At 59.9% G+C, this 19,223-nt stretch carries 16 protein-coding genes; 8 read left to right on the top strand and 8 right to left on the bottom strand.

The window, feature by feature from the left end; translation table 11 throughout:
* The first annotated feature begins 97 nt into the window (after window positions 1–97).
* Window positions 98–955, top strand: coding sequence for an alpha/beta hydrolase (locus JNB91_RS25835; protein WP_346269395.1), 858 nt, complete (start codon window positions 98–100; stop codon window positions 953–955).
* 86 nt (window positions 956–1,041) lie between these two features.
* Here the strand turns inward: JNB91_RS25835 and JNB91_RS25830 are convergent, their stop codons facing one another.
* The gene (locus JNB91_RS25830) at window positions 1,042–3,207 is read right to left on the bottom strand and encodes a TonB-dependent siderophore receptor (RefSeq protein ID WP_220328354.1); all 2,166 of its coding nucleotides are present in this window, start codon (window positions 3,205–3,207) and stop codon (window positions 1,042–1,044) included.
* Between the two features lie 177 nt (window positions 3,208–3,384).
* Between JNB91_RS25830 and JNB91_RS31490 the strand changes: the two genes are divergently transcribed.
* The 4 genes from JNB91_RS31490 (at window position 3,385) to JNB91_RS25810 (ending at window position 7,612) form a co-directional block, all read left to right on the top strand.
* On the top strand, window positions 3,385–4,410 hold the full coding sequence (locus JNB91_RS31490) for a helix-turn-helix domain-containing protein (RefSeq protein WP_220328353.1): 1,026 nt from the start codon (window positions 3,385–3,387) through the stop codon (window positions 4,408–4,410).
* A gap of 193 nt (window positions 4,411–4,603) precedes the next feature.
* A complete protein-coding gene (gene fepB / locus JNB91_RS25820) occupies window positions 4,604–5,506 on the top strand; it encodes a Fe2+-enterobactin ABC transporter substrate-binding protein (RefSeq protein WP_346269394.1) in 903 nt (300 codons plus the stop codon).
* A 4-nt stretch (window positions 5,507–5,510) separates the two neighbouring features.
* Complete coding sequence (locus JNB91_RS25815; RefSeq protein ID WP_223218388.1) at window positions 5,511–6,551, top strand: FecCD family ABC transporter permease; 1,041 nt, start codon at window positions 5,511–5,513, stop codon at window positions 6,549–6,551.
* A complete protein-coding gene (locus JNB91_RS25810) occupies window positions 6,548–7,612 on the top strand; it encodes a FecCD family ABC transporter permease (RefSeq protein WP_220328351.1) in 1,065 nt (354 codons plus the stop codon). Before JNB91_RS25815 ends, JNB91_RS25810 begins: the two co-directional genes overlap by 4 nt.
* Window positions 7,613–7,620: 8 nt before the next feature.
* Here the strand turns inward: JNB91_RS25810 and JNB91_RS25805 are convergent, their stop codons facing one another.
* Window positions 7,621–8,454: an ABC transporter ATP-binding protein gene (locus JNB91_RS25805; RefSeq protein WP_220328350.1), complete on the bottom strand. Its 834-nt coding sequence runs from the start codon at window positions 8,452–8,454 to the stop codon at window positions 7,621–7,623.
* 116 nt (window positions 8,455–8,570) lie between these two features.
* On the opposite strand from JNB91_RS25805, the gene JNB91_RS25800 reads away from it, so the two are divergent.
* The 3 genes from JNB91_RS25800 to JNB91_RS25790 all read left to right on the top strand — a co-directional run bounded on the left by JNB91_RS25800 (window position 8,571) and on the right by JNB91_RS25790 (window position 12,298).
* Window positions 8,571–10,259, top strand: a complete 1,689-nt coding sequence (locus JNB91_RS25800; protein WP_220328349.1) for a GGDEF domain-containing protein — start codon at window positions 8,571–8,573, stop codon at window positions 10,257–10,259.
* A 188-nt stretch (window positions 10,260–10,447) separates the two neighbouring features.
* The gene (locus JNB91_RS25795; protein ID WP_220328348.1) at window positions 10,448–11,032 is read left to right on the top strand and encodes a TetR/AcrR family transcriptional regulator; all 585 of its coding nucleotides are present in this window, start codon (window positions 10,448–10,450) and stop codon (window positions 11,030–11,032) included.
* Window positions 11,033–11,089: 57 nt separating this feature from the next.
* Window positions 11,090–12,298: an MFS transporter gene (locus JNB91_RS25790; RefSeq protein WP_430736365.1), complete on the top strand. Its 1,209-nt coding sequence runs from the start codon at window positions 11,090–11,092 to the stop codon at window positions 12,296–12,298.
* 31 nt (window positions 12,299–12,329) lie between these two features.
* Here JNB91_RS25790 and JNB91_RS25785 read toward each other — a convergent pair whose 3' ends face one another.
* The 6 genes from JNB91_RS25785 to JNB91_RS25760 form a co-directional block, all read right to left on the bottom strand.
* On the bottom strand, window positions 12,330–13,352 hold the full coding sequence (locus tag JNB91_RS25785) for a LacI family DNA-binding transcriptional regulator (protein ID WP_220328346.1): 1,023 nt from the start codon (window positions 13,350–13,352) through the stop codon (window positions 12,330–12,332).
* Window positions 13,349–13,963 (bottom strand): dual specificity protein phosphatase family protein, encoded by a 615-nt coding sequence (locus JNB91_RS25780; RefSeq protein ID WP_220328345.1) that lies wholly within the window; start codon window positions 13,961–13,963, stop codon window positions 13,349–13,351. The genes JNB91_RS25785 and JNB91_RS25780 overlap by 4 nt, the downstream gene beginning before the upstream one ends.
* On the bottom strand, window positions 13,960–14,781 hold the full coding sequence (locus JNB91_RS25775) for an inositol monophosphatase family protein (protein ID WP_220328344.1): 822 nt from the start codon (window positions 14,779–14,781) through the stop codon (window positions 13,960–13,962). Before JNB91_RS25775 ends, JNB91_RS25780 begins: the two co-directional genes overlap by 4 nt.
* A gap of 73 nt (window positions 14,782–14,854) precedes the next feature.
* Window positions 14,855–15,973 carry an ABC transporter substrate-binding protein gene (locus JNB91_RS25770; protein WP_220328343.1) on the bottom strand — a complete coding sequence of 373 codons (1,119 nt, stop codon included), beginning with the start codon at window positions 15,971–15,973 and terminating at the stop codon, window positions 14,855–14,857.
* 41 nt (window positions 15,974–16,014) lie between these two features.
* Window positions 16,015–17,154 (bottom strand): ABC transporter ATP-binding protein, encoded by a 1,140-nt coding sequence (locus tag JNB91_RS25765; protein WP_220328342.1) that lies wholly within the window; start codon window positions 17,152–17,154, stop codon window positions 16,015–16,017.
* A gap of 1 nt (window position 17,155) precedes the next feature.
* Window positions 17,156–18,985 carry an ABC transporter permease gene (locus tag JNB91_RS25760; RefSeq protein WP_220328341.1) on the bottom strand — a complete coding sequence of 610 codons (1,830 nt, stop codon included), beginning with the start codon at window positions 18,983–18,985 and terminating at the stop codon, window positions 17,156–17,158.
* Between the last annotated feature and the right edge of the window lie 238 nt (window positions 18,986–19,223).

Genomic DNA, 19,223 nt, shown 5'->3' with positions numbered 1-19,223 from the left:
TACCATAACTCACTGATCTCTGATAGTTTTCGACCAAATTCCATCTCGGCCAATTCCTGTTTTGCCGAGCGGCTCCGCAACACCCTATCGGACGACAATGACCGCCATGAAGCAAGGCATGAGTGAATGGCAATCGGTTCAGCTGCCGGCGGCAAAAACATTTGAAATTTGCTCGAAACGGACCGGTGAAAGCTACCGGATTCTTGTCCGCATTCCCGCAGGCCCGCCGCCCCAAACCGGCTATCCCGTGCTTTGGATGCTGGATGGAGATGCAAGCTTTCCGCTTGTTTTCACCCAGCCTGCAAACGGCTTGTTTCCGCCGGCGTCAAAGCCATCAGATCACGCTGCCGGTCTCATCGTTGCAATCGGATTTCCGGGCGGCGCCCCCTTTGATGCACCTGCCAGATCCAGGAATTACACACCTGAACCGGATCACGAGACTGGAGATGTCGTCTCAAGTGTCTTCGGCGGTGCCAAGCACTTTCTGCACTTCCTCGTCGAAGAGCTGCGGCCGGTTCTTTCCGAGCTTTACCCGCTCGATCCAGCCCGCAACACATTGTTCGGTTTTTCCTATGGCGGGCTTTTCACCGTCCACACGTTGTTGCACTGTCCCGGCCATTTTCAGCGATATTGGGCTGCAAGTCCGTCACTCTGGTTTAGCGACGCCTTGATGATGCGCCGCATGCGCGAAAATGCGGCGACAGGCAAAGCAGAACGACTTGTCATCACCGTCGGCAAGGACGAACAATATGCGACGCATGCCTTGCCGGCTGGACGGCAGGAACATCTGTCTCGCCGCGCCATGGTCGACAATATCACCGAAGCCGCCAGCCTGATTGCGCGCGCGAATCCGGCAACTAAGGTGGATCTGGTTGTCGCCGCCGATCACGATCATTTCGACATGCTTCTTCACGGTGTCCGGCGCGCGCAGGCCATGGCTTTCAGCCAGCCATAGCCTTTCCAATTCGACGTGTTTCTACAACGAAAACGGCCCGGAACATTCGCTCCGGGCCGTTTCTTTGGTTTTCGTCTATATCGTGATCAGAAGGTCGCGTTCAGCTTGAAGACGACATTGCGCGGTTCGCCGTAGAAATTGAACACCGAGGTGCCACCGACGCGTTCGTAGTATTTCTTGTCGAACACGTTGTTGACCGTCAGGCTGGCCGTCAGGTTCTCGTTGAACTTGTAGCCTGCCTGCAGATCGACCACACCGTAACCGGGGGCTTCGATCGCTGTGGCTGACGTCGCGCCGGTCGTTGCATTGACAGATCGCGATATGTTCTTGAACGACGAGAACAACTTCACCCCGCCGCCAACGAAGAGGCCGTCGGTCCAAGTGCCTGAACCGTCGAAGGTGTATTTGGTGAAGAGCTGAAGCATATGCTCCGGCGTATAAAACTCGGAACCAGCTGCACCGACGGTATTCTTGAACTTTGTGTCGGTATAGGTGTAACCGGCCATCGCCTCCCAATTTGGCAGGATCTCGCCGTTGATTTCGAACTCGATGCCGCGCATATGCGCTTCGCCACCTGCGAGATAGTCACCGAGGCTGCTCGGGTTGGAGACCGCGCGATTTTTGTCAGTCAGATCAAACCATGCAAGCGAGGCATTGAGATCATCAGTCAGTTCCGCCTTGAGGCCGATCTCATATTGCTCGCCGGTCCGTGGATCGAGGATGTCGCCCGAAGCATCCTTAACCGACTGGGGCTGGAAGATTTCCGTGTAGCTGGCATAGGCCGAGACACGGTCCGTCAAATCATAGATGATGCCCGCATAGGGGGTGAACTCGCCCTTGACCTTGACTTCGCTGTCGCCTGACTGAGCGTCATACCAGCTGAAGCGGCCACCACCGATCAAGGTCAGCTTGTCGATTGGCTTGATGCGCCACTGGCCATAGATACCGTATTGATCGGTTTCTCTTTCTTCCGGGCTACCATAGGTAACGGTCGGCTTAGCGACATTGGTCCAATCGTAAATGTTCTGCGTGCCGGCAATCGTGCCTCTCTGGTTCCATAGACTGTCATCGCTTCCGCGATAGTCGACGCCGGCGATGATATTATTCTCCAGCCCATAAATCTCGAAAGGTTTGCTGACATGCGCGTCGAGCGAAATCGAATCCTGCTCATAGGAACGGGCAAGCCAGCTGGTTCCCCTCGCAATATTACCTGACGCATCCGCTGGGCCAGCCGCAAATGCATAAAGGAAATCGACGTCCACCCGCGAATAAAGCGCCGAAATCTTCGCATGGCCGCCGTCATCGAAACGGTGTTCGAGTTCGGCGATATACTGCGTGACGTTGTTTTCGAAATTGTTCCAGTCGGCGCCGGTATAGGTCGATCGCGGCAGATCGATCAGCGTGCCGTCTTCGAATGTCGGCAGGCCGTTGAACGGCGTGATGTTGCGGCGGGTGTGATTGACGCTCAGCGTTGCCGTCGTGTTGTCGGTGATGTCGGCCTGGATCGTGCCGTAGATGGTGCCGACTTTGTTGTCGACGGTATCGATGAAGCTGTCCTTGGTAGAAAGCGCGCCGACCAGGCGGCCGCGCACCCGACCGGATTTGGTCAGCGGTCCGGTCACATCGCCTTCGATACGCTTGCCGTCCCACGAACTCATGATCGTGTTGATGCTGGCCTTGTATTCGTCGGAAGCCTGTTTGAGGCGCATGTTGACGGCACCTGCCGGCTCACCTGCTCCGCCAAAGAGGCCTGAAGGGCCGCGCAGGATTTCGATATGGTCGACCGCGACCATGTCCGGCTGCGTGCCGTAGATGGAGGAGACCGGCGTCGAAAGGCCGTTCATGTAAAGCGTGTCGTATTCGAAACCGCGTGAATAGAGGCTGGAGCGGCCATCATCATTGGTCAGGACCACGACGCCCGGCGTCTTACGCATGACGGTATCGAGTGAGGAGAAATTACCGTCGTCGAGACGTTCGCGCGTCATGACCGTGGTCGATTGCGGCACTTCGCGCAGGGTGCGCGTGTCCTTGTCGCCGACGCTGATTTCCCTCGTCGTATAGCTGTTCGTGCCTTCTGTCTCGTAAGTCGCGCCTTCGAGCACGATCGGCGCCAGTTCCGTGCTGGCCTGGCTATTGCCGGTATCCTGCGCCTGTGCTGCGGTCGCCAGACCTGTCAACACAGTGGTCGCCAGCAGGATCCGCGTCAGCCGCCCGATTGCCTGCCGCTGGATGATTGTCTTATTTCCGTTCATTCCCATACCCCTGGGCAACCAGTTCTTGTCCGCACGATTGTCGCGCCCCACACGGCAAACAGTGCCGGACATCCCCCGTCGCGGCTATTCTTGAGTGCATATTTCATGTATTCGTATACGTGGTCTTGCAAACCTCCGCTTTCGTTAATCACGCATAAACTTATGCAGGAGACCTGTGTGAACAGCGCCGTCGATCCCCTTCCGCCCGTCGTTGCCAATCCCAACCCCGTCCTGACACGACGCGAGCTGCGCAAAAACGGCGTGCGCGTGCTCGATGGCGGCGATCAAGGAGATGCGGTTGTCGCATGCGGTATTGTCGGGCAGGTGCGGATGGATGGCATCCACGTCAATTTCGGCCGCCGCATGCAGGTGGACGATCTCGAGATGGAAGTGGCGCTCGACGCACAGATCTGCATCAAGATTTTCCTAGAGGGCTTTGTCGAGGCTTCGCTAAACGGCGTGCCGATGCCAATGCCTCAACGCACAGCGCAGGGGCGCTGGCAATCCTCGGCGATCATCGTCGCCCACGAAAACGGCGCGCGCCTTCGTCGACGGGCACGCAAGGGCCAGTATCTCGACAAGATGGTCATCGGCATGTCGCGCGAATGGCTGCAGCGCTTTTCCGAGGCAAGCGAGGCTCCCGACAAGTTCCAGACACTTCTGGGTGGAAATCCGGGTTTCTGGCAATGGCAGCCAAATCGCAAGGTGGAATTCCTCGCCCGCCAGATGTTCGATATCGCCGCCCGCAAGCCGCCGTTTTCTGCCGTGCTTCTGGAAAGCCACACACTGGCGATCGTCTATGAAGCACTGACGGCAGCCTTCGGCTCCAATCCCGATGCGGTCATGCCCCCAACGAACCTGACGGCCGCCGAACAGCAGCGCATCTATGCCCTTGTGCAGTATATCGATCGTCATTCAGCCCAGGAACTTGCCGTCAGCGAGATGGCGAGTGAACTCGGCGCCAGCCAGGCGACGCTGCAGCGACTGGTGCGCAAGGCGCATCATTGCTCGCTCAACGAATTCATCCGAAATCGCTGGCTGACCGAGGCGCGCCAGGCGCTTCTCTTCAGCAATCGCAGCATTTCCGATATCGCCTATGAGGCGGGCTACGTGCATCTGTCGAATTTCACGACCGCCTTTCGCAAGCATTTCGGCTATCCGCCTTCGTCGTTGCGGCGTCAGACAGGTCCGGCCGAGGGCTGAACGACGCAGCCCGAACAATCCTGCGCGATGCGCTCATGTTTCGGTGGCGAGCGCTCGCCTGCGATGATAATGCTCCCGCCCGCACGGGCTGCGAGCAGACGGCACGGCCCCTGCCCTTCCCACGCCGTCAGCGGAGAATGCAGCCATGAGGAATGCGGCGATCGGCCGATTCGCGAGGCGAATCACTATAGCGGTGATTGCTTCGCTTCTATTCTGGTCGCAGGCCTCCGCGGCAGAGCCGTGGCCGCGCAACTTTACCAATGTCGATGGCAGCCAAACGGAAATACCGGCCAAGCCGAAACGCATTCTCTCGACCTCGGTGACGCTGACGGGCACGCTTCTGGCGATCAGGGCTCCGGTAATTGCAAGTGGCTCGGCCGCCAACGGCCAGTTCTTCGCCCAGTGGGAAAAGGTGGCTAAGGAGCAAAAGATCGAAAATGCCTGGCCGGCCGGTAAGGTCGATTTGGAAGCCGTCTACGCCACCGAACCCGATCTCATCATCGTGACGGCAAGCGGCGCAGGCTCGACGAAGGACCAGCTTGCCGCATTCCGGCAGGTCGCGCCGACCATTCTCGTCGATGATGGCGCCCTTTCGTGGCAGGAGCTTGCGACCGAACTGGGCAGCGCGACGGGACTGGAGAAGGAGGCCGCCGCTTCGATCGCGGATTTCGACGCTTATGTCGCAGCAGCCAAAGCCAAGATCAAAATCCCTGCCGGCAAGGCCAATATCATCAGCTTCAACGGAGCCGGCCAGAGCAACCCTATCGGGCGACCGGGCGGTCCGCATGCGGCCCTTCTCGCAGCTCTCGGCTTCGACATCGAGGCTCCGGATCCGGCATGGCACACGCAGGCGGCAAGCCGCGACGATTTCGTCTGGGCGGACTACGAGCGCCTGGTGGATCTCAAGGCCGAGACAACGTTTCTCCTTCGGGTAGACGACAGCAAGGCAGCCGCGTTCCGCAATGATCCCGTGCTCGCCAACCTGCCGTCGGTAAAGAACGGCCAGGTATTCGGCCTTGGCATCCATTCCTTCCGCATCGACTATTACAGCGGCAAGGAAATCGTCGACGGCATCGTCTCAAGGTTCGGAAACTGAGGTCTTGCGCACGCTATCGAGACGCACGGCTGCGCCGATCCGGACACGTGACAGCCGCCTGACGGCAGGGCTCTGCGCGCTCTTCGTGCTGCTTCTCGCCGCAGTCGTCTTCGGCATAGTCGCTGGCGCCCGTCCCATCCCCCTGGCCACGACCTGGAACGCGATCATTCATTTCGATCCCGCCGACAGCGATCATCTCCTGGTTCGGCTGCTGCGCATTCCCCGCACCCTGCTTGCCATCGTAGTTGGCGCTTCACTTGGGGCAGCCGGCACGATCATGCAGGCGCTCACCCGCAATCCCCTATCGGATCCCGGCATCCTTGGCATCAATGCCGGGGCGGCCATGGCGGTCACCGGCGCGATTGTCCTATTCGGCATCACCGATGTGAGCGCCTACATGGCCTTCGGCATGTTGGGGGCCGCCTTGGCCGGAGCCGCCGTCTATCTGCTTGGCAACTTGGGGCAAAACGGTGATCCGGTGCGTGTCGTCCTGGCCGGAGCGGCCCTCTCTGTCGTCCTTCTGTCGCTGACGCAGATCGTTCTGGTCAACAGCGACGAACAGGTTTTTGATCAGTTTCGCAACTGGTCGGTCGGCTCGCTGCAGGGACGTGGTTATGCGGTTCTCGTGCCGGCCCTCGCCCTTTCATCGGTCGGAATCCTGATCGCCCTCACCTTGACCAAGGCATTGGACACGGCGGCCCTCGGAGCAGACCTCGCCAAGGCGCTCGGCGGCAATCCGATGCATATCTGGAGCCTTTCGGCGCTTGCCGTGATCATTCTTTCGGGCGCCGCGACGGCCGCTGCAGGCCCGATCGGCTTCATCGGCCTGACCGCGCCGCATATCGCCCGGCTTATCACCGGGCCCGGCCATCGCTGGCTGCTGCCTTACGCCATGACGATTGCGGCACTCCTGACGGTCAGCGCCGACGCGCTTGGACGGGTGATCGCGCCACCCGGTGAGGTCGGGGTCGGCATCATGGTGGCGCTGATGGGTGGACCTTTCTTCATCGCGCTCGTTCGTCGCCATCGGATATCGAAACCATGAGCCGCGCATCCGCCCCCAATTCCACCGGCACCGCTCGCCGGCTTGTCTGGCGCAGCCGACGCATGTCCTTTTCGATCACCATTCGTCCTGTCGCAATAACACTCTGCCTGGCAGTTCTCACATTCCTCGCGGCGCTCTTTGCCATCACGCTCGGGCGTGTCTCGGTGCCGTTCACGGATGTCGTCGCAACGCTCCTCGGATATGGTCAGGGCGGCATGCGCGAACAGGTCGTCATGAACCTGCGCCTGCCTCGCTTGCTCGTCGCGATCTTTGCCGGTGCATCTCTTGGCGTTTCGGGCGCCGTCTTTCAGTCCGTATCTCGCAATGCGCTTGGCTCGCCGGATGTGATCGGCTTCACCACCGGGGCCGCAACAGGCGCGTTGATACAGATCGTCATCTTCGGTGGCGGCCCGCTCGCCGTGGCTCTGTCGGCCATGCTCGGCGGGTTGGCGACAGCAACCTTCGTCTATCTCCTATCTTTCCGCCAGGGGGTGACTGGCGGCTATCGTCTGGTGCTGATCGGTATCGGAGCAGGTGCAACGCTCAACGCCCTCAACGGCCTGATGCTGGTGAAGGGCGACCTCGATAATGCAATCGCCGCCAATCTCTGGCTTTCCGGTTCGCTCGATGCCCGCAACTGGGATCACGCATCGACCGTGATCGGCGGCGCACTTCTGCTCATCCCGTTGGTCGGCCTTACAGCGACACGGCTGCGGATGATCGAGATGGGCGACGACCTGGCCCGGCAACTCGGTGTGAATGTCGAGCGGACTCGGTTCGCCATGATTGCCTGCGCCGTTCTTCTCGCCGGCGTCGCCACCGGTGCGGCGGGACCAATCGCCTTTCTGGCGCTAGCGGCACCGCAGCTTGCCGCACGTTTGACCGCCTCGCGCGGAATGCCTGTTGTGAGCGCTGCAGCCATGGGCGCTTTCCTGCTGGTCATCGCCGATCTCGTGACCCAGTACATCGCAACCGACTTCGTTCTGCCCATCGGGCGGACGACCGGCCTGGTTGGCGGCCTCTATCTGCTCTGGCTGCTCACACGATCGAAACAGCGCTGACCACAAGGTCAAGGCGATGGGGCCATCTCATCGAGCGGCACGACCATCGGATCGCCGGTCACCGGATCGTCGATAACGATCGCCGCAAGCCCGAAAACCGTCTTCACAAGCTCCGCGGTCATGACGCTGCGCGGATCTCCTTCCGCAACAATGGTGCCGTCGCGCATGGCGACGATATGATCCGCGTAACGGCAAGCCTGATTGAGATCGTGCAGCACCGCGACGACCGTATTGCCCTGACGGCGGTTCAGATCGCGCAGGAGATTGAGAAGCTCAATCTGGTGCGCGATGTCGAGAAAGGTCGTCGGCTCGTCGAGTAGAAGAAGCGGCGTTTCCTGCGCCAAAACCATCGCAATCCATACACGCTGGCGCTGACCGCCGGAAAGTTCATCGACGGCTCGCTCGGCAAGCTCTTCCACTCGGGCAGTCCGCATCGCCCATGAGACCGCATCCTCGTCCGCCTGGCTCCAGCGCTGCAGGAAAGACTGGTGCGGATAGCGGCCACGAGCAACGAGATCGGCGACAGTGATCCCATCGGGCGCGACCGAACTTTGCGGCAAAAGACCGAGTGTACGGGCGACTTCGCGGGCCGGAATGCGATCGATCTCCTTGCCGTCAAGCACGACATGGCCGGCACCTGGCCGAATGATCCGCGCGAGCGCCCTTAAAAGCGTGGACTTGCCACAGGCATTTGGGCCGACGATGACGGTGAAAAGCCCATCCGGCACCCTGAAGCTCAGATCGCGCGAGATGGTTCGCTCACCGTAGATCAGAGTGAGATCTCGAGCCTCAAGCCTGCAGTTCGAGCCATGCAGCGCGGCTTTCAGAACGGGCTCGACCATAAAACCTCCAGCCTTGCGTCGGTTCCTTTTGGCCGAGCAGTGGAAGCAAGGTCAAGCGTAAAGAGTAACCCTTTTCGTGTAACCTCATTGCAATCTTTGGCGTGTAGCGTCGACCCATGGTGTGGGATTGCCTGCGAAAAACGCTTCTGATCGCCGTGATGGGCCTAGTGATGCTGGCATCTCTGGCAGCCGATCCCCTGCACGCGGATGAAACGCACGAAATTTCGAGCTCCTGTTGGGCTTCGAGCAACTTATCAGATGACCTGACCACTACTGCCCGATCCCCCGAGCGTTGGGTTTGCGGGGATGCAACCTATTCGCTGGAGGGTGAACGTGTCCTTCTGCGGTTTGATCTCGGCCCGGGAGATGCACTTCCCCAATACTTTTTTTCCAGGCGAAGCGCGCTTGAGGCGGTGCATCTTCTGGCCATTGATCGGGATGGTGCGATACGCCAGAACTCATTTGCCGCGAGTGAGCTGAAAAGCTCTCTGCGCGGCGGTTATTTCAAGGCGGGTCTTCCGGACGTAACGCGCGAGACGCAGCAGGTTGTTGTCGCATTCGATCTGCCAAGCCATCGCATGACGCTGGAAAGAGCCTATCTGGCACCGTCCGATCTTACCCTCGACTACAAGCTGCTGGGCTCATTCGTATTGTTGGCGATGCTTGCCGGCATGCTTATGATGCCACTGCTTTTCAATGCGGCGTTTTATCGGGTCCTGCGCGAGCCATTTGTGCTGTGGCATGCCACGCTAACGATCTCGTTGTTGCTGACGATTGTTGTCTCCTCCGGATTAGCCGTCGTACTCTTTGATCCGCCGGCCATGACATTGAGCTGGATGACGACGATTATTTTCGGGATTACAGTCGCTTCGGGCGCGATGTTCACCTACAGTTTCATCGAGCCGGGTCGCCTTCATCCCATCCTTCGTCGCGCACTGCTAGGTTGCGCGGCATGGGCGATGCTTCTCAGTATCTTTCACGCGGCCTTTCCCTTCGTCGCGCGGCCGGTTCAATCAACAGTATATACGGCGGCCTTCGCACCGGTTCTCGCCATCTTCATACTGTCGGTCGCCGATGCGTTGCGGCGCGGAAGCCGTGCAGCCAAGTTCCAGGCGATCGGTTATGTACCTGTGATCATGGTCGGAGCGGTGCGTCTGGTGACGGGTGTACTCCCCTGGCTGGAGAGCACCGATGCCATGCTGCTCTTTTACGTGGGGTGCGTCTGCGAGGTCTTGTTTACAACGCTCGGCGTTGCAGATCGCTTCATGACGCTCAAGCGGCAGAGAGACAGCGCGCGCTTCGAGGCGGATGTTTTCGAGCGCCTGTCAGAACACGATGCTTTGACGGGACTGCTCAATCGACGCGCAATCGAGCAGAATTTCGAGAAATATCGCGCTGACGGCTATCGGGCATTTGCCGTGCTCGACCTCGACCACTTCAAGTCGATCAATGACATTTATGGTCACGAAATCGGCGATGAAGTCCTGAAAGCCGTGGCGGAAGCCCTCCGGGCGGATCCTGGGGTTCATGCCTTCCGCCTCGGTGGTGAGGAGTTCGTGCTGCTTGTGCGCGGAGAAGATGCACAGTTGCGGGCAGAACGCCGGCGCCAGGCGATCACCATTGCAGTTGCAAATGCGCTGCCAAACCTTGAGCGAACAGTGACCGCCAGCATGGGTATGACGAATTCGGCTCCAGACATAGATGCGGAGTTTGCGGAGCTTTACAGACAAGCAGACCGGCTGCTTTACGACGCCAAGCTTGCGGGCCGCAATCGAACCAAAGTCATGCTGATACAGGGCTGCTAGAGCCGTTTCGGCTTTTGCGGAACCCATACGCCACACTTGCCGAATAACTTGCGCTCGCGGCGCGCCACGCCGTCAGTCCAGCACATCCCAAGCCGCGTTTCAAAATGTGGTAGATATATTCTGTGCACCTCTTGTAAGCATGTTTCCGATTTTCGCCAGGCGACGCAAAAGCAGGAAGGCAAGTTGCAGTGAACCAAATCTCATTGCGTGAACGTAAAAAACACGAAACACGGGAGAAGCTCATCAAGGCCGCGGTCAGCTTGGCCGTGGAGCATGGAGCCGCCAAGGTGCGCGTCGAAGATATCGCAGCCGCTGCAAATGTATCTCCGCGAACCTTCAATAATTACTTCCCCTCGAAGGAAGCTGCGATGCTGGATATCCTGTTGCAGGCAGGCAGGCTTATCAGCAATTCCATCAGCGACATCTCGCCGGATCTGAGCACGGATGCCGCGCTACGCACCGCGATTATTTCAGGATTTCCGGAGGTCCCCCGCAAAGATTGGCTCACTCAGGTTATCTTGATGTATAACGATCCCGACCTTGTTCTGGAACGTCGCCGGATTGACGGGCAGATCGAAATCATGGCGGCCAAAGCGATCGCGCTTCGGGAAGGCATGGATGAGAAGCGCGACATTTATCCACGCCTAGCCGCCGCGACGATGATCGCAACCGTTCATGTCGCCATGGAACATTGGCTAAGTTCCGAGACCGAAGCCGGTTTCAGGGAAACACTTGGACAGATCCTTGACCGTGTTAGCATCGCGCACTGTTGAAGCCCCCCGACGCGTCGTTGCCGTGGAAAAATCCGACGTTCTCCCCTTTCAAGAAGGCTGTGTTATTGCAGCCATGACAAGGCAAAAAACTCCAATGGACGTCTGATCGTTGGGCTCGGTGGACTTTACGTCGCTCAAAGTGTCATCGGCTCGATGATCTTTGCCGGTCTGCCGGCCGTCATGCGTCAGGGTGGCGCATCGCTCAACGAGATTGCTTTCACGCTGCTCGCGGTTCTGCCGTGGTCGTTGAAGTTTCTTTGGGCCCCGACCGTCGAACGGTTCCGGTCGCCACATGTCGGCGTCCGCCGTTCCAGACTAACGGTCGGCATCGTCGGTGCTTTTTCCGTTGGTGCTGTTGTGGCTCTCGCACTGACTGGCCCCACCACCGTCGGCGCACTTGCGGTTGCGATGATGATCGCATCAACCGCCTCGGCGACTATCGACATTGCCTGCGATGGCCACGCCGTGGAAAGCTTCTCTGAGGAAAATCGGGGCTGGGGGAACGCGGCACAGATCGGTGGGGCCTACCTTGGCACCGCGCTGGGTGGTGGCGCCTTCCTGATCATGCTGGATCACTGGAGCTGGCGTACCTCACGCCTTTTCATGGCAGGCTTGCTCGTCGTTCTGGCTCTTCCATTCCTGCTGACGCCAGATGGCGCACCCGCGTCGCGTCCCGATCGGCCGCTCCCTTCGCTGAAGAATGCTTTCAAACGACCGGAGATACGATCCGGCCTCATACTCGTCGCGGTCTATGTCTTCGGCCAAAAGTGGGCGATGACCATGATCGGGCCTTTTCTCATCGACATGGGTATGAGCCTCACGCTTCTTGGGGTGCTCAACGGAGCGGGGATCACAGTTCTCGGCGTCGCTGGAGCGCTCGGCGGAGGTTATCTTGTGCGCCACTACGGCGCCTACCGGGTGATGTTCTGGACGCTTCCAGCGCAGGCAGTTGCAATGTTTTCGCTGGCTTCGATTGCGTACTGGGACATGCAATCGCTTCCATTGCTGCTGCTGACCTTGCTCGTATCGGCACTGATGTTCGCCCTCGGCTTTGTCGCGCTATACTCGGAGCTCATGGGTAGAGCCTCGCTCGATCAGGCAGGTGTTGATTTCACGATCTTCCAGAGTGCGGACGCAATCATAAGCCTGATCGGTTGGCAATTGGCGGCTGTCGCCGGTGAAAGTCTCGGATACGCATTCTGCTTCGCATCGGCCAGCGTTTTTGGCCTGATCACGTTGAAGCTATTGCCGCGTTTGCGGCAGTAACGTTGGATTGCTCACGTCGATGGCACGCCGGTTAACTGTCGGGTCGAACAGTCTTTCGCCAGATCGGGAATGCATGGAACGTCAGAGATTGCGGAAGGTCGGTCGTCAGCCGCGTCTCCGTCAGACGCTTGACGATCGCATCAGCCATTTCCTCGATCGGCTGGCGAAACGTCGTGAGAGCATAGCCTTCCCAGCCCGCCTGCTCGATATCATCGAACCCGACGACACAGATATCTCTCGGAATATCGAGCCTGAAATCATTACGCGCCACATCGAGGAAACCGCAGGCAAGCAGATCCGTGACACAGAACACCCCATCCGGCCTCGCAGATCCCGGCAGTAGCCGACGGGCAGCCTCTGCCCCGCTACGATAGCTCGTCGGCCCGACCTTTACGATACGAGGCAACTCGAAGCCGGCAGCAACCACTCTCTCGCAGAACAGTTTTTCGCGGGCGACGAGACTGGGAGATTCGTTCGTCGACGACACGACCGCAAAAGAACGGCAACCGGCGCGAACCAGCATATGAAAGGCATCATCCATGGCGCTCTTGTGATCAAGGCTGATATGGTCAGCCTCCTCAATCTGGCCCTGCCGATTGATAAGGATCACATGCTGGCCGCTCTCGATACAGGTGCGCACCAGCGAGACCGGCGGCGCGCCGGAAAGGACGATGGTTGCCGAGGCCCGGTAGTTCAGCGTCTGGTGCAGCGCGGCGCGCGAATCCGCTTCGCTGCCGGCCGTGTTGATGACCATGGCCGCCCGCCCCGCGGACTGGATACGCCGTGTCAGCGCCTCCAGAAGCGCCGACTGATAGGGCGCATGCAGATCGCCGCCGAGGATGCAGATTGGCCGGCTTTTCTCCTGCAAGAGACCCCGCGCCAGATGGTTGACGTGGTAGTTCAGTTCTTCGGCGGCAGCGAGAACCTTGCGGCGCGTCTCTTCCGACACGCTTGCGCCTTCCGTGAAGGTGCGCGAGACGGCGGAGCGGGAGACCCCTGCCCGTCTTGCGACCTCGCTGGCACTGGCAAAATTCTGCGGCGGCCGGTTTGTCATGCGACGGCTCGCCTGTTTGCCGTCTCGATCAGCCGGATCATCTCCGCCGCACGCTCGACCGCATGGATCAATGCCGGTTTCGGCGTCTCGAACCACTCGTCCGGGTGCAGTTGGCGCCGTTCACGCACATGATCGATGGCAGATGCCAGCGTCGGATAGACGTCCGGCATTTCGATATGCAGAAACAGCGAAACGATCGCCACCGAGCGGCTGCGGCCGGCACGGCAGTTCACGAGCACATTGCCCTTGTCCCGGTTAGGATAGGATGGCCGCTGCGGAAAAGATTGGTCCAGCGCGCCACGCAACAGATAGTAGCCGGCAAGCAGCATCGTATCCGCATTTCCTGCATCGTCGACAAGACCGAGCTTGTAATAGCGCAGGAAGCCGGAGCCGGAAACGACCTGCTCGTCTTCCGCCGCCTTACCAGAATCGACAAGATTGATGTCGAGATTGACGGCGCAATTAACGACGACCTTGATCCCGTGGCGCTCCAGAAGTGCGGGACTGCTGGCCGCCTCGCGGCCGCCGATATAGAGGTCGATATCATGGCCGGGGAGGTTCTTCTGGATCAGGCTCAGATGCGGGCGCTCATGGCGAGGAGAGGATGTCATGCGGCCTCTCCCTTTTCGTCTGCGGCCATAATGGCGATCTTCATCGCGGCAGAAAATTCGGCAGCGATACCGGGAGCTGCCGCAAAGATCTCGCCGCCCGTCAGCAACTCGTTCTCGCTTTCCGGATAAGCTCCGGTAATACCGCCAGCCTCGCGAACCATCAGGAGACCTGCAAGGCAATCCCAGGCGTTCATGTAGCATTCGGCATAGCCATCGGTGCGACCTTCCGCAACCCAGGCGATGGCGAGTGCGCCGGAAGCGCCGCGACGGATGTTGGCGCCGCGGTCTAGCACGCGCTGCTGAGCGCCAAGATACTCCGATGCCTCGACGCGTGGCGACCAGCCGATCTCGACCGATGCGGTGGCGATGGCGCCGGTGGATGCAACGGCGATGGCTTCGCCATTCTTTGTTGCCCCCTGCCCTTTGCGGGCGAAATAGAACTCGCCGGAGGCCGGATTGAAGATCGCGCCAAGCAGCGTCTCACCTTTTTCCCAGAAGGCGATGGAGATGCAGAAATGCGGGATGCCCCGGGCGAAATTGGCCGTACCGTCGATCGGGTCGATCACCCACAGGCGTTCCGCTGGCTTGCCGCCGGCCTCCTCTCCCAGAATTCCGTCCTGCGGAAACATGGCGGCGATCTCGCTGCGAACATGACTTTCCACGGCACCATCCGCTTCGGTCAGGAAATCCTGATGGCCCTTGAGGGTAAAGTCGCCGGGCTTGCGGGCGCGGAAGGCTTCAAGTGCAAGCGCACCGGCGGATGCCGCTACCGCGCGCAGCAGAATTTCACGTTGGTTCAGTTCTTCGACAGTCAGCATGGTGTCTTTCGGTAAATGCACGGGGCTTCACTGTGTTGAACCCCGTCCTGACTCGATTAGAAATATGCGGCGTTTACTTCTTGTAGTTCAAGGCCCAGAAATCCTGCCAGTCCTGGCGGGCTTCCCAGTCCTGCTTGCCGGTCGAGGCGTCGTAAGACTGGATCTGCTCGACGATTTTGCCGACGCCCGACGGCTCTTCCGACGGCAGGCCGACGGTCTTGTTGGTCGACATCTTGCCGTCAATAGCTTGGGCTGCCATGCCTTCCTCGGTCATCATGTAATGGATGAACAGCTTTGCGGCATTCGGGCTCTTGGTGCCCTTGGCGATCAGACCGAGCGAAGGGTAGCTCCAGCCCGAATAGGGGTTGATGCCGGCGCAGAGGCCGAGCTTCATGCCATCCTTGTTGTCACGAAACTTCGCGGTCGACAGAAGACCGACGAAATTCTCCTTGGCGTCCGGCGCGCCGACGGATTCGGCGGCTGCGCCATCGCTGTCGGTCAGAAGCGGGCCGTTCGCCGCAAACGCCTTGACCCAGGCTGCGGTAGCGCTGTCTTCGCTGGTTTCGAGCGGCTTGCCGTACTGCGCCTGATAGGCGTCTGCGATCTTCTTGTCGGCATGGGCTTCCAGCTGGTTGAACCAGTCGGTGTAGGAAGGTTTGCCGAGCGGATCCTGCATCGCCACCTTGCCTTTCCACTGCGGCTCCGTCAGCTGCCAGATGTTGGTGATCGGGCAGCTCTCGTTGAGGGCGGTGTTGTAGCTCCAGACATTCGGCTCCTGATAGACGACGAGCGGGTTCTGGAAGATTTCCGGAATATCCTTGGCGAGATCGGCAGGCAGCCAGCTTTCGACGTAACCGGTCTCGATCAACTGCGAAATGCCGGCCGGGGCATCGAGCAGGATCATGGCGTCGGCCTTGATGTTGTTGGCCTGCGCTTCACGAATGACGATCTCCAGGGTCGTCGGTGCGTTGGCCTTGATGCCGGTCGCCTGTATACCATACTTTTCAGTAAACGACTTCGCCTGGGCGACGATCTTGCCGCTGGAGTTGTAGACGGTGATCGGCGCTTCCTTTTTGGCGGCCTCGATCAGTGCGTCGAGATTGAAGGCTTCCTCGGCGCTGGCGGTTGCGGCACTGAGCGAAACGGCTGCGGAAAGCATCAGCGAAGAAATCAGAGTGTGGGAAAGTCTCATCGATATTCCTTTGAGTGATTTAGCAAAGAGGTTTTGGGAGCTTATGCAGGTACGGGTGCCGGACGGCCGAGGCCGACCGGCTGCGCCGCGTGTCGCACGCGGATTTCGTTTGTCTCGATGCGCTGTCCCCGCGCGTCGAAAAGATGCAAGCCTTCAGCCCACGCGAAACAGTCGACCATCTGGCTGGGTTTTGCCGAAGGCCGGATATGGGTGGCGTGGAACAAGCGCTCGCCGCCCAGCGACAGTTCGAGTATCCAGCTGCCGCCGGTCGGCATGATGCTTTCCAGCCGCAGCGCGCCGAGCGGCACCGCATTATCCACCGGGGAAAGCGTGATTTCTTCAGGCCGGATGCCGAGCGACGCCGCGCCGGTGAGTGAGAGCGTACCGGACAGCCGTGTGGCAAGGCCCGCAGGCTGTGCCGCATCGAGCGCGATCATGTTGATCGGCGGATTGCCGATGAATTCAGCGACGAAACGGTTGACCGGCCGCGAATAGATATCATCCGGCGCGCCCACCTGTTGCAGTCTCCCGCCATTCATGACCGCAATCGTGGTTGCAAGCGTCATCGCCTCCCATTGGTCATGAGTGACGAAAACGATCGTGGTGCGGAATTCCTCATGCAGGCGGCGCAGTTCGGCGCGCATCTCCAGCCGCAGGGCGGCATCGAGATTGGAGAGCGGTTCGTCGAGCAGAAGGATATCCGGATTGACCGCCAGCATGCGGGCAAGCGCCACGCGCTGCTGCTGGCCACCGGAAAGCTGCGACGGATAACGCTTGGCATAATCGCGGATCCGCAGCTTCTCCATCACATCCGCCACCTTGGCGCGGCGTTCCGCCTCCGGCAGCTTCCGCAGACGCAGGCCGAAATCGATGTTGCGCTCCACCGTCATGTGCGGCCACAGGGCATAGGATTGAAAGACGAGGCCGAGCCGGCGCTGCTCCGGTGGCACGAATGCGCCGGCCGGAATGCTGTCGACCACCCGCTCGCCGATCGAGATTTCGCCGCCGCTCAGATGCTCCAGCCCGGCAATCATTCGAAGCGTCGTCGTCTTGCCGCAGCCGGACGGACCGAGCAGGCACATGAACTCGCCATCGGCGATTGTAAGGTTCAGGTCATCGACGGCCGGGTGATCGCTGCCCGCATAATTCTTGCTTACATGGGTAAGGTTGATATCGGGCATGTCAGCTCTCCAGTCCCTTGGCAATGCCATTGCCGGTCAGGCGGTTGATGAGGATTGTGCCGAAGAGCGCCAAAAGCGCGATCATCAGCACGACGGCATTAGCTGCCTGGGTGTAGTTGTAATCGACGAGGCGCAGCGAATAGGTGGTCAGCACATCCGTGGCGGGGACCGCGAGGATGATGAACAGGCTGACACCCTTGATGCCCGAGATGAACGGCAGCAGGATCGCGCTTGCCAGGGCTCGTTTCTGGATCGGCATGACGATGCTCGTCATCCGTCGTAACCAGCCGGCACCGGCGATCCGTGCGGCTTCTTCCGGCTCCTTGCCGAGCTGCGCCATGGCGGCAATGCCGGATCGGGAGGCGAATGGCATCTGGTCGGCAATCAGCGCCAGGATGAGGATGATCGACGTGCCGTAAAGGGCGGGAATGGGGCCGCGCGGCACGGCGAAAAGCGTGAGGATCGCAGCCGCAAAGGCGATGCCCGGAACGAGATACGGCATGAAGGTGATCTGGCGCAGGAAGGCACCGAGCGCCGCAAACGGAGTGCGGATCACCACATAACCGACGAGCAGGCCCATAATTCCCGAGGCAAGCGAGGCAGCGCCGATGATGACCACCGTATTGAGGCCGGCGCTCCAGAATTCCGGGGTCAGCAGGATGCCACTTCTCAGCGCGACCGTATCGAGATTGGTGCCGATCCAGAAGTCGAAGGTGAAGTTTTCCAGCGAGAAACGGCCCGGCACGCGCATGATCGTCGAGAGAAACAGGGTCAGAAGCGGAATGACGACGCCAAGCGTGAAGAAGGCGAGCGCAAAACCGGCTGCCGGAATTTGCCAACGCCCGAGCGGGCGGCGGCGATCCATGGCGCCCTTGCCGCCGACGATGGCGAAGCGACGCGCCTCGCGCATCATGCGGGTGTCGATGTAAAGCGTAATGACGCCGATCACCATGATTACCGCCGCCATGACGGCCGCCATTCCGCTCTGGCGGGTGGAGATCGCCCGATAGAGCGAGGTCGACAGCGTGTCGAACTGGACCGGCAGGCCGAGCACGTAGGGAACGGCGAATTCGCCGATGCAATCGGCCAGGATCAGCAGGCCGCAGGACAGAAGCGCCGGCCGCATCAACGGTAACACGATCTGGAAGGCGACGCGGCGGCGGCTTGCCCCGAGAATGCGGGCAGAATCCTCCAGCTGCGCGTCGAGCCTCTGCAGCGCTGCCCCCAGAATGAGGATGACGAATGGCGCATAGTGCAGCGACAGGATGATGATGATCGGAAAGCGGCCATAGGCCAGCCAGTCGGGCGTCGCGAAACCGAGCGTCTCCAGCCAGCCTGGCTGGCCGCCGACCGTGCGGTTTTTGAAGATCGTCGTCCAGGCCAGCGCCAGCGTCCATGTCGGCAGCATGAAGGGGATGATCAGCCCCGTTGCCAGCCAGCGGCGGCCGGCGAGATCCGTACGGTTGACGAGCCAGGCGAGGATGCCGCCAACCGTCATGGAGATCCCAATTGCGCCGATTGCGATCGACGCCGTATTCAAGAGCGGCTGCCAGAGAAGAATGCTCGACATGCGCGAGGCGAAGGCACGCGTCAGATAATAGAGCGTGAAAGCGCCCTCTGGCGCTCTCGTACGGGCCGCATCGCCAATCTGTACGATCGCGGCATTGACGAGGATAGAAATGACGGGCGCAAGAATGAGCAGCGAGAAAATGACGGCCAGAATAACGCCAATGGCAATAACCGGCTCACGCTGCGCCACTGCCAAATGATGCCGAAGCACATCCATCCGCGTGCCGACACCAAGCCCTGCCACTTGTTTCCCAATTGCCATCCTATCGCCGCCCTTTCTCGTCCAGCGCGGCGGAACATAGTCAGGCAGAGTGACAGTCACATGACAGTCTTGCACATATGTGCATTTAGAAAATGCCAACCTGTTATGACAATGCTCAATCTACATTAATCAGGATCGCACCTAGTTTCATTCGCAAATGATATGCGAAAGGCGTAGTAGACCGATTTCTTTTAGGTCCGTTCCGTGGCTTGCTTGGTTCAAGGATATCGACTGAAAC

The organism is Aliirhizobium wenxiniae, assembly GCF_019511445.1.
Classification (GTDB): Bacteria; Pseudomonadota; Alphaproteobacteria; order Rhizobiales; family Rhizobiaceae; genus Neorhizobium; species Neorhizobium wenxiniae_A.
The sequence above is the reverse complement of the archived record's forward strand: the minus strand, read 5'-3'. Positions and strand labels throughout refer to the sequence as shown.

Coding starts and splice junctions, on each gene's coding strand:
- JNB91_RS25835 (WP_346269395.1), top strand. CDS start 98: ATGACCGCCATGAAGCAAGGCATGAGTGAATGGCAATCGGTTCAGCTG.
- JNB91_RS25830 (WP_220328354.1), bottom strand. CDS start 3,207: ATGAACGGAAATAAGACAATCATCCAGCGGCAGGCAATCGGGCGGCTG.
- JNB91_RS25810 (WP_220328351.1), top strand. CDS start 6,548: ATGAGCCGCGCATCCGCCCCCAATTCCACCGGCACCGCTCGCCGGCTT.
- JNB91_RS25805 (WP_220328350.1), bottom strand. CDS start 8,454: ATGGTCGAGCCCGTTCTGAAAGCCGCGCTGCATGGCTCGAACTGCAGG.
- JNB91_RS25800 (WP_220328349.1), top strand. CDS start 8,571: ATGGTGTGGGATTGCCTGCGAAAAACGCTTCTGATCGCCGTGATGGGC.
- JNB91_RS25785 (WP_220328346.1), bottom strand. CDS start 13,352: ATGACAAACCGGCCGCCGCAGAATTTTGCCAGTGCCAGCGAGGTCGCA.
- JNB91_RS25780 (WP_220328345.1), bottom strand. CDS start 13,963: ATGACATCCTCTCCTCGCCATGAGCGCCCGCATCTGAGCCTGATCCAG.
- JNB91_RS25775 (WP_220328344.1), bottom strand. CDS start 14,781: ATGCTGACTGTCGAAGAACTGAACCAACGTGAAATTCTGCTGCGCGCG.
- JNB91_RS25770 (WP_220328343.1), bottom strand. CDS start 15,973: ATGAGACTTTCCCACACTCTGATTTCTTCGCTGATGCTTTCCGCAGCC.
- JNB91_RS25765 (WP_220328342.1), bottom strand. CDS start 17,154: ATGCCCGATATCAACCTTACCCATGTAAGCAAGAATTATGCGGGCAGC.
- JNB91_RS25760 (WP_220328341.1), bottom strand. CDS start 18,985: ATGGCAATTGGGAAACAAGTGGCAGGGCTTGGTGTCGGCACGCGGATG.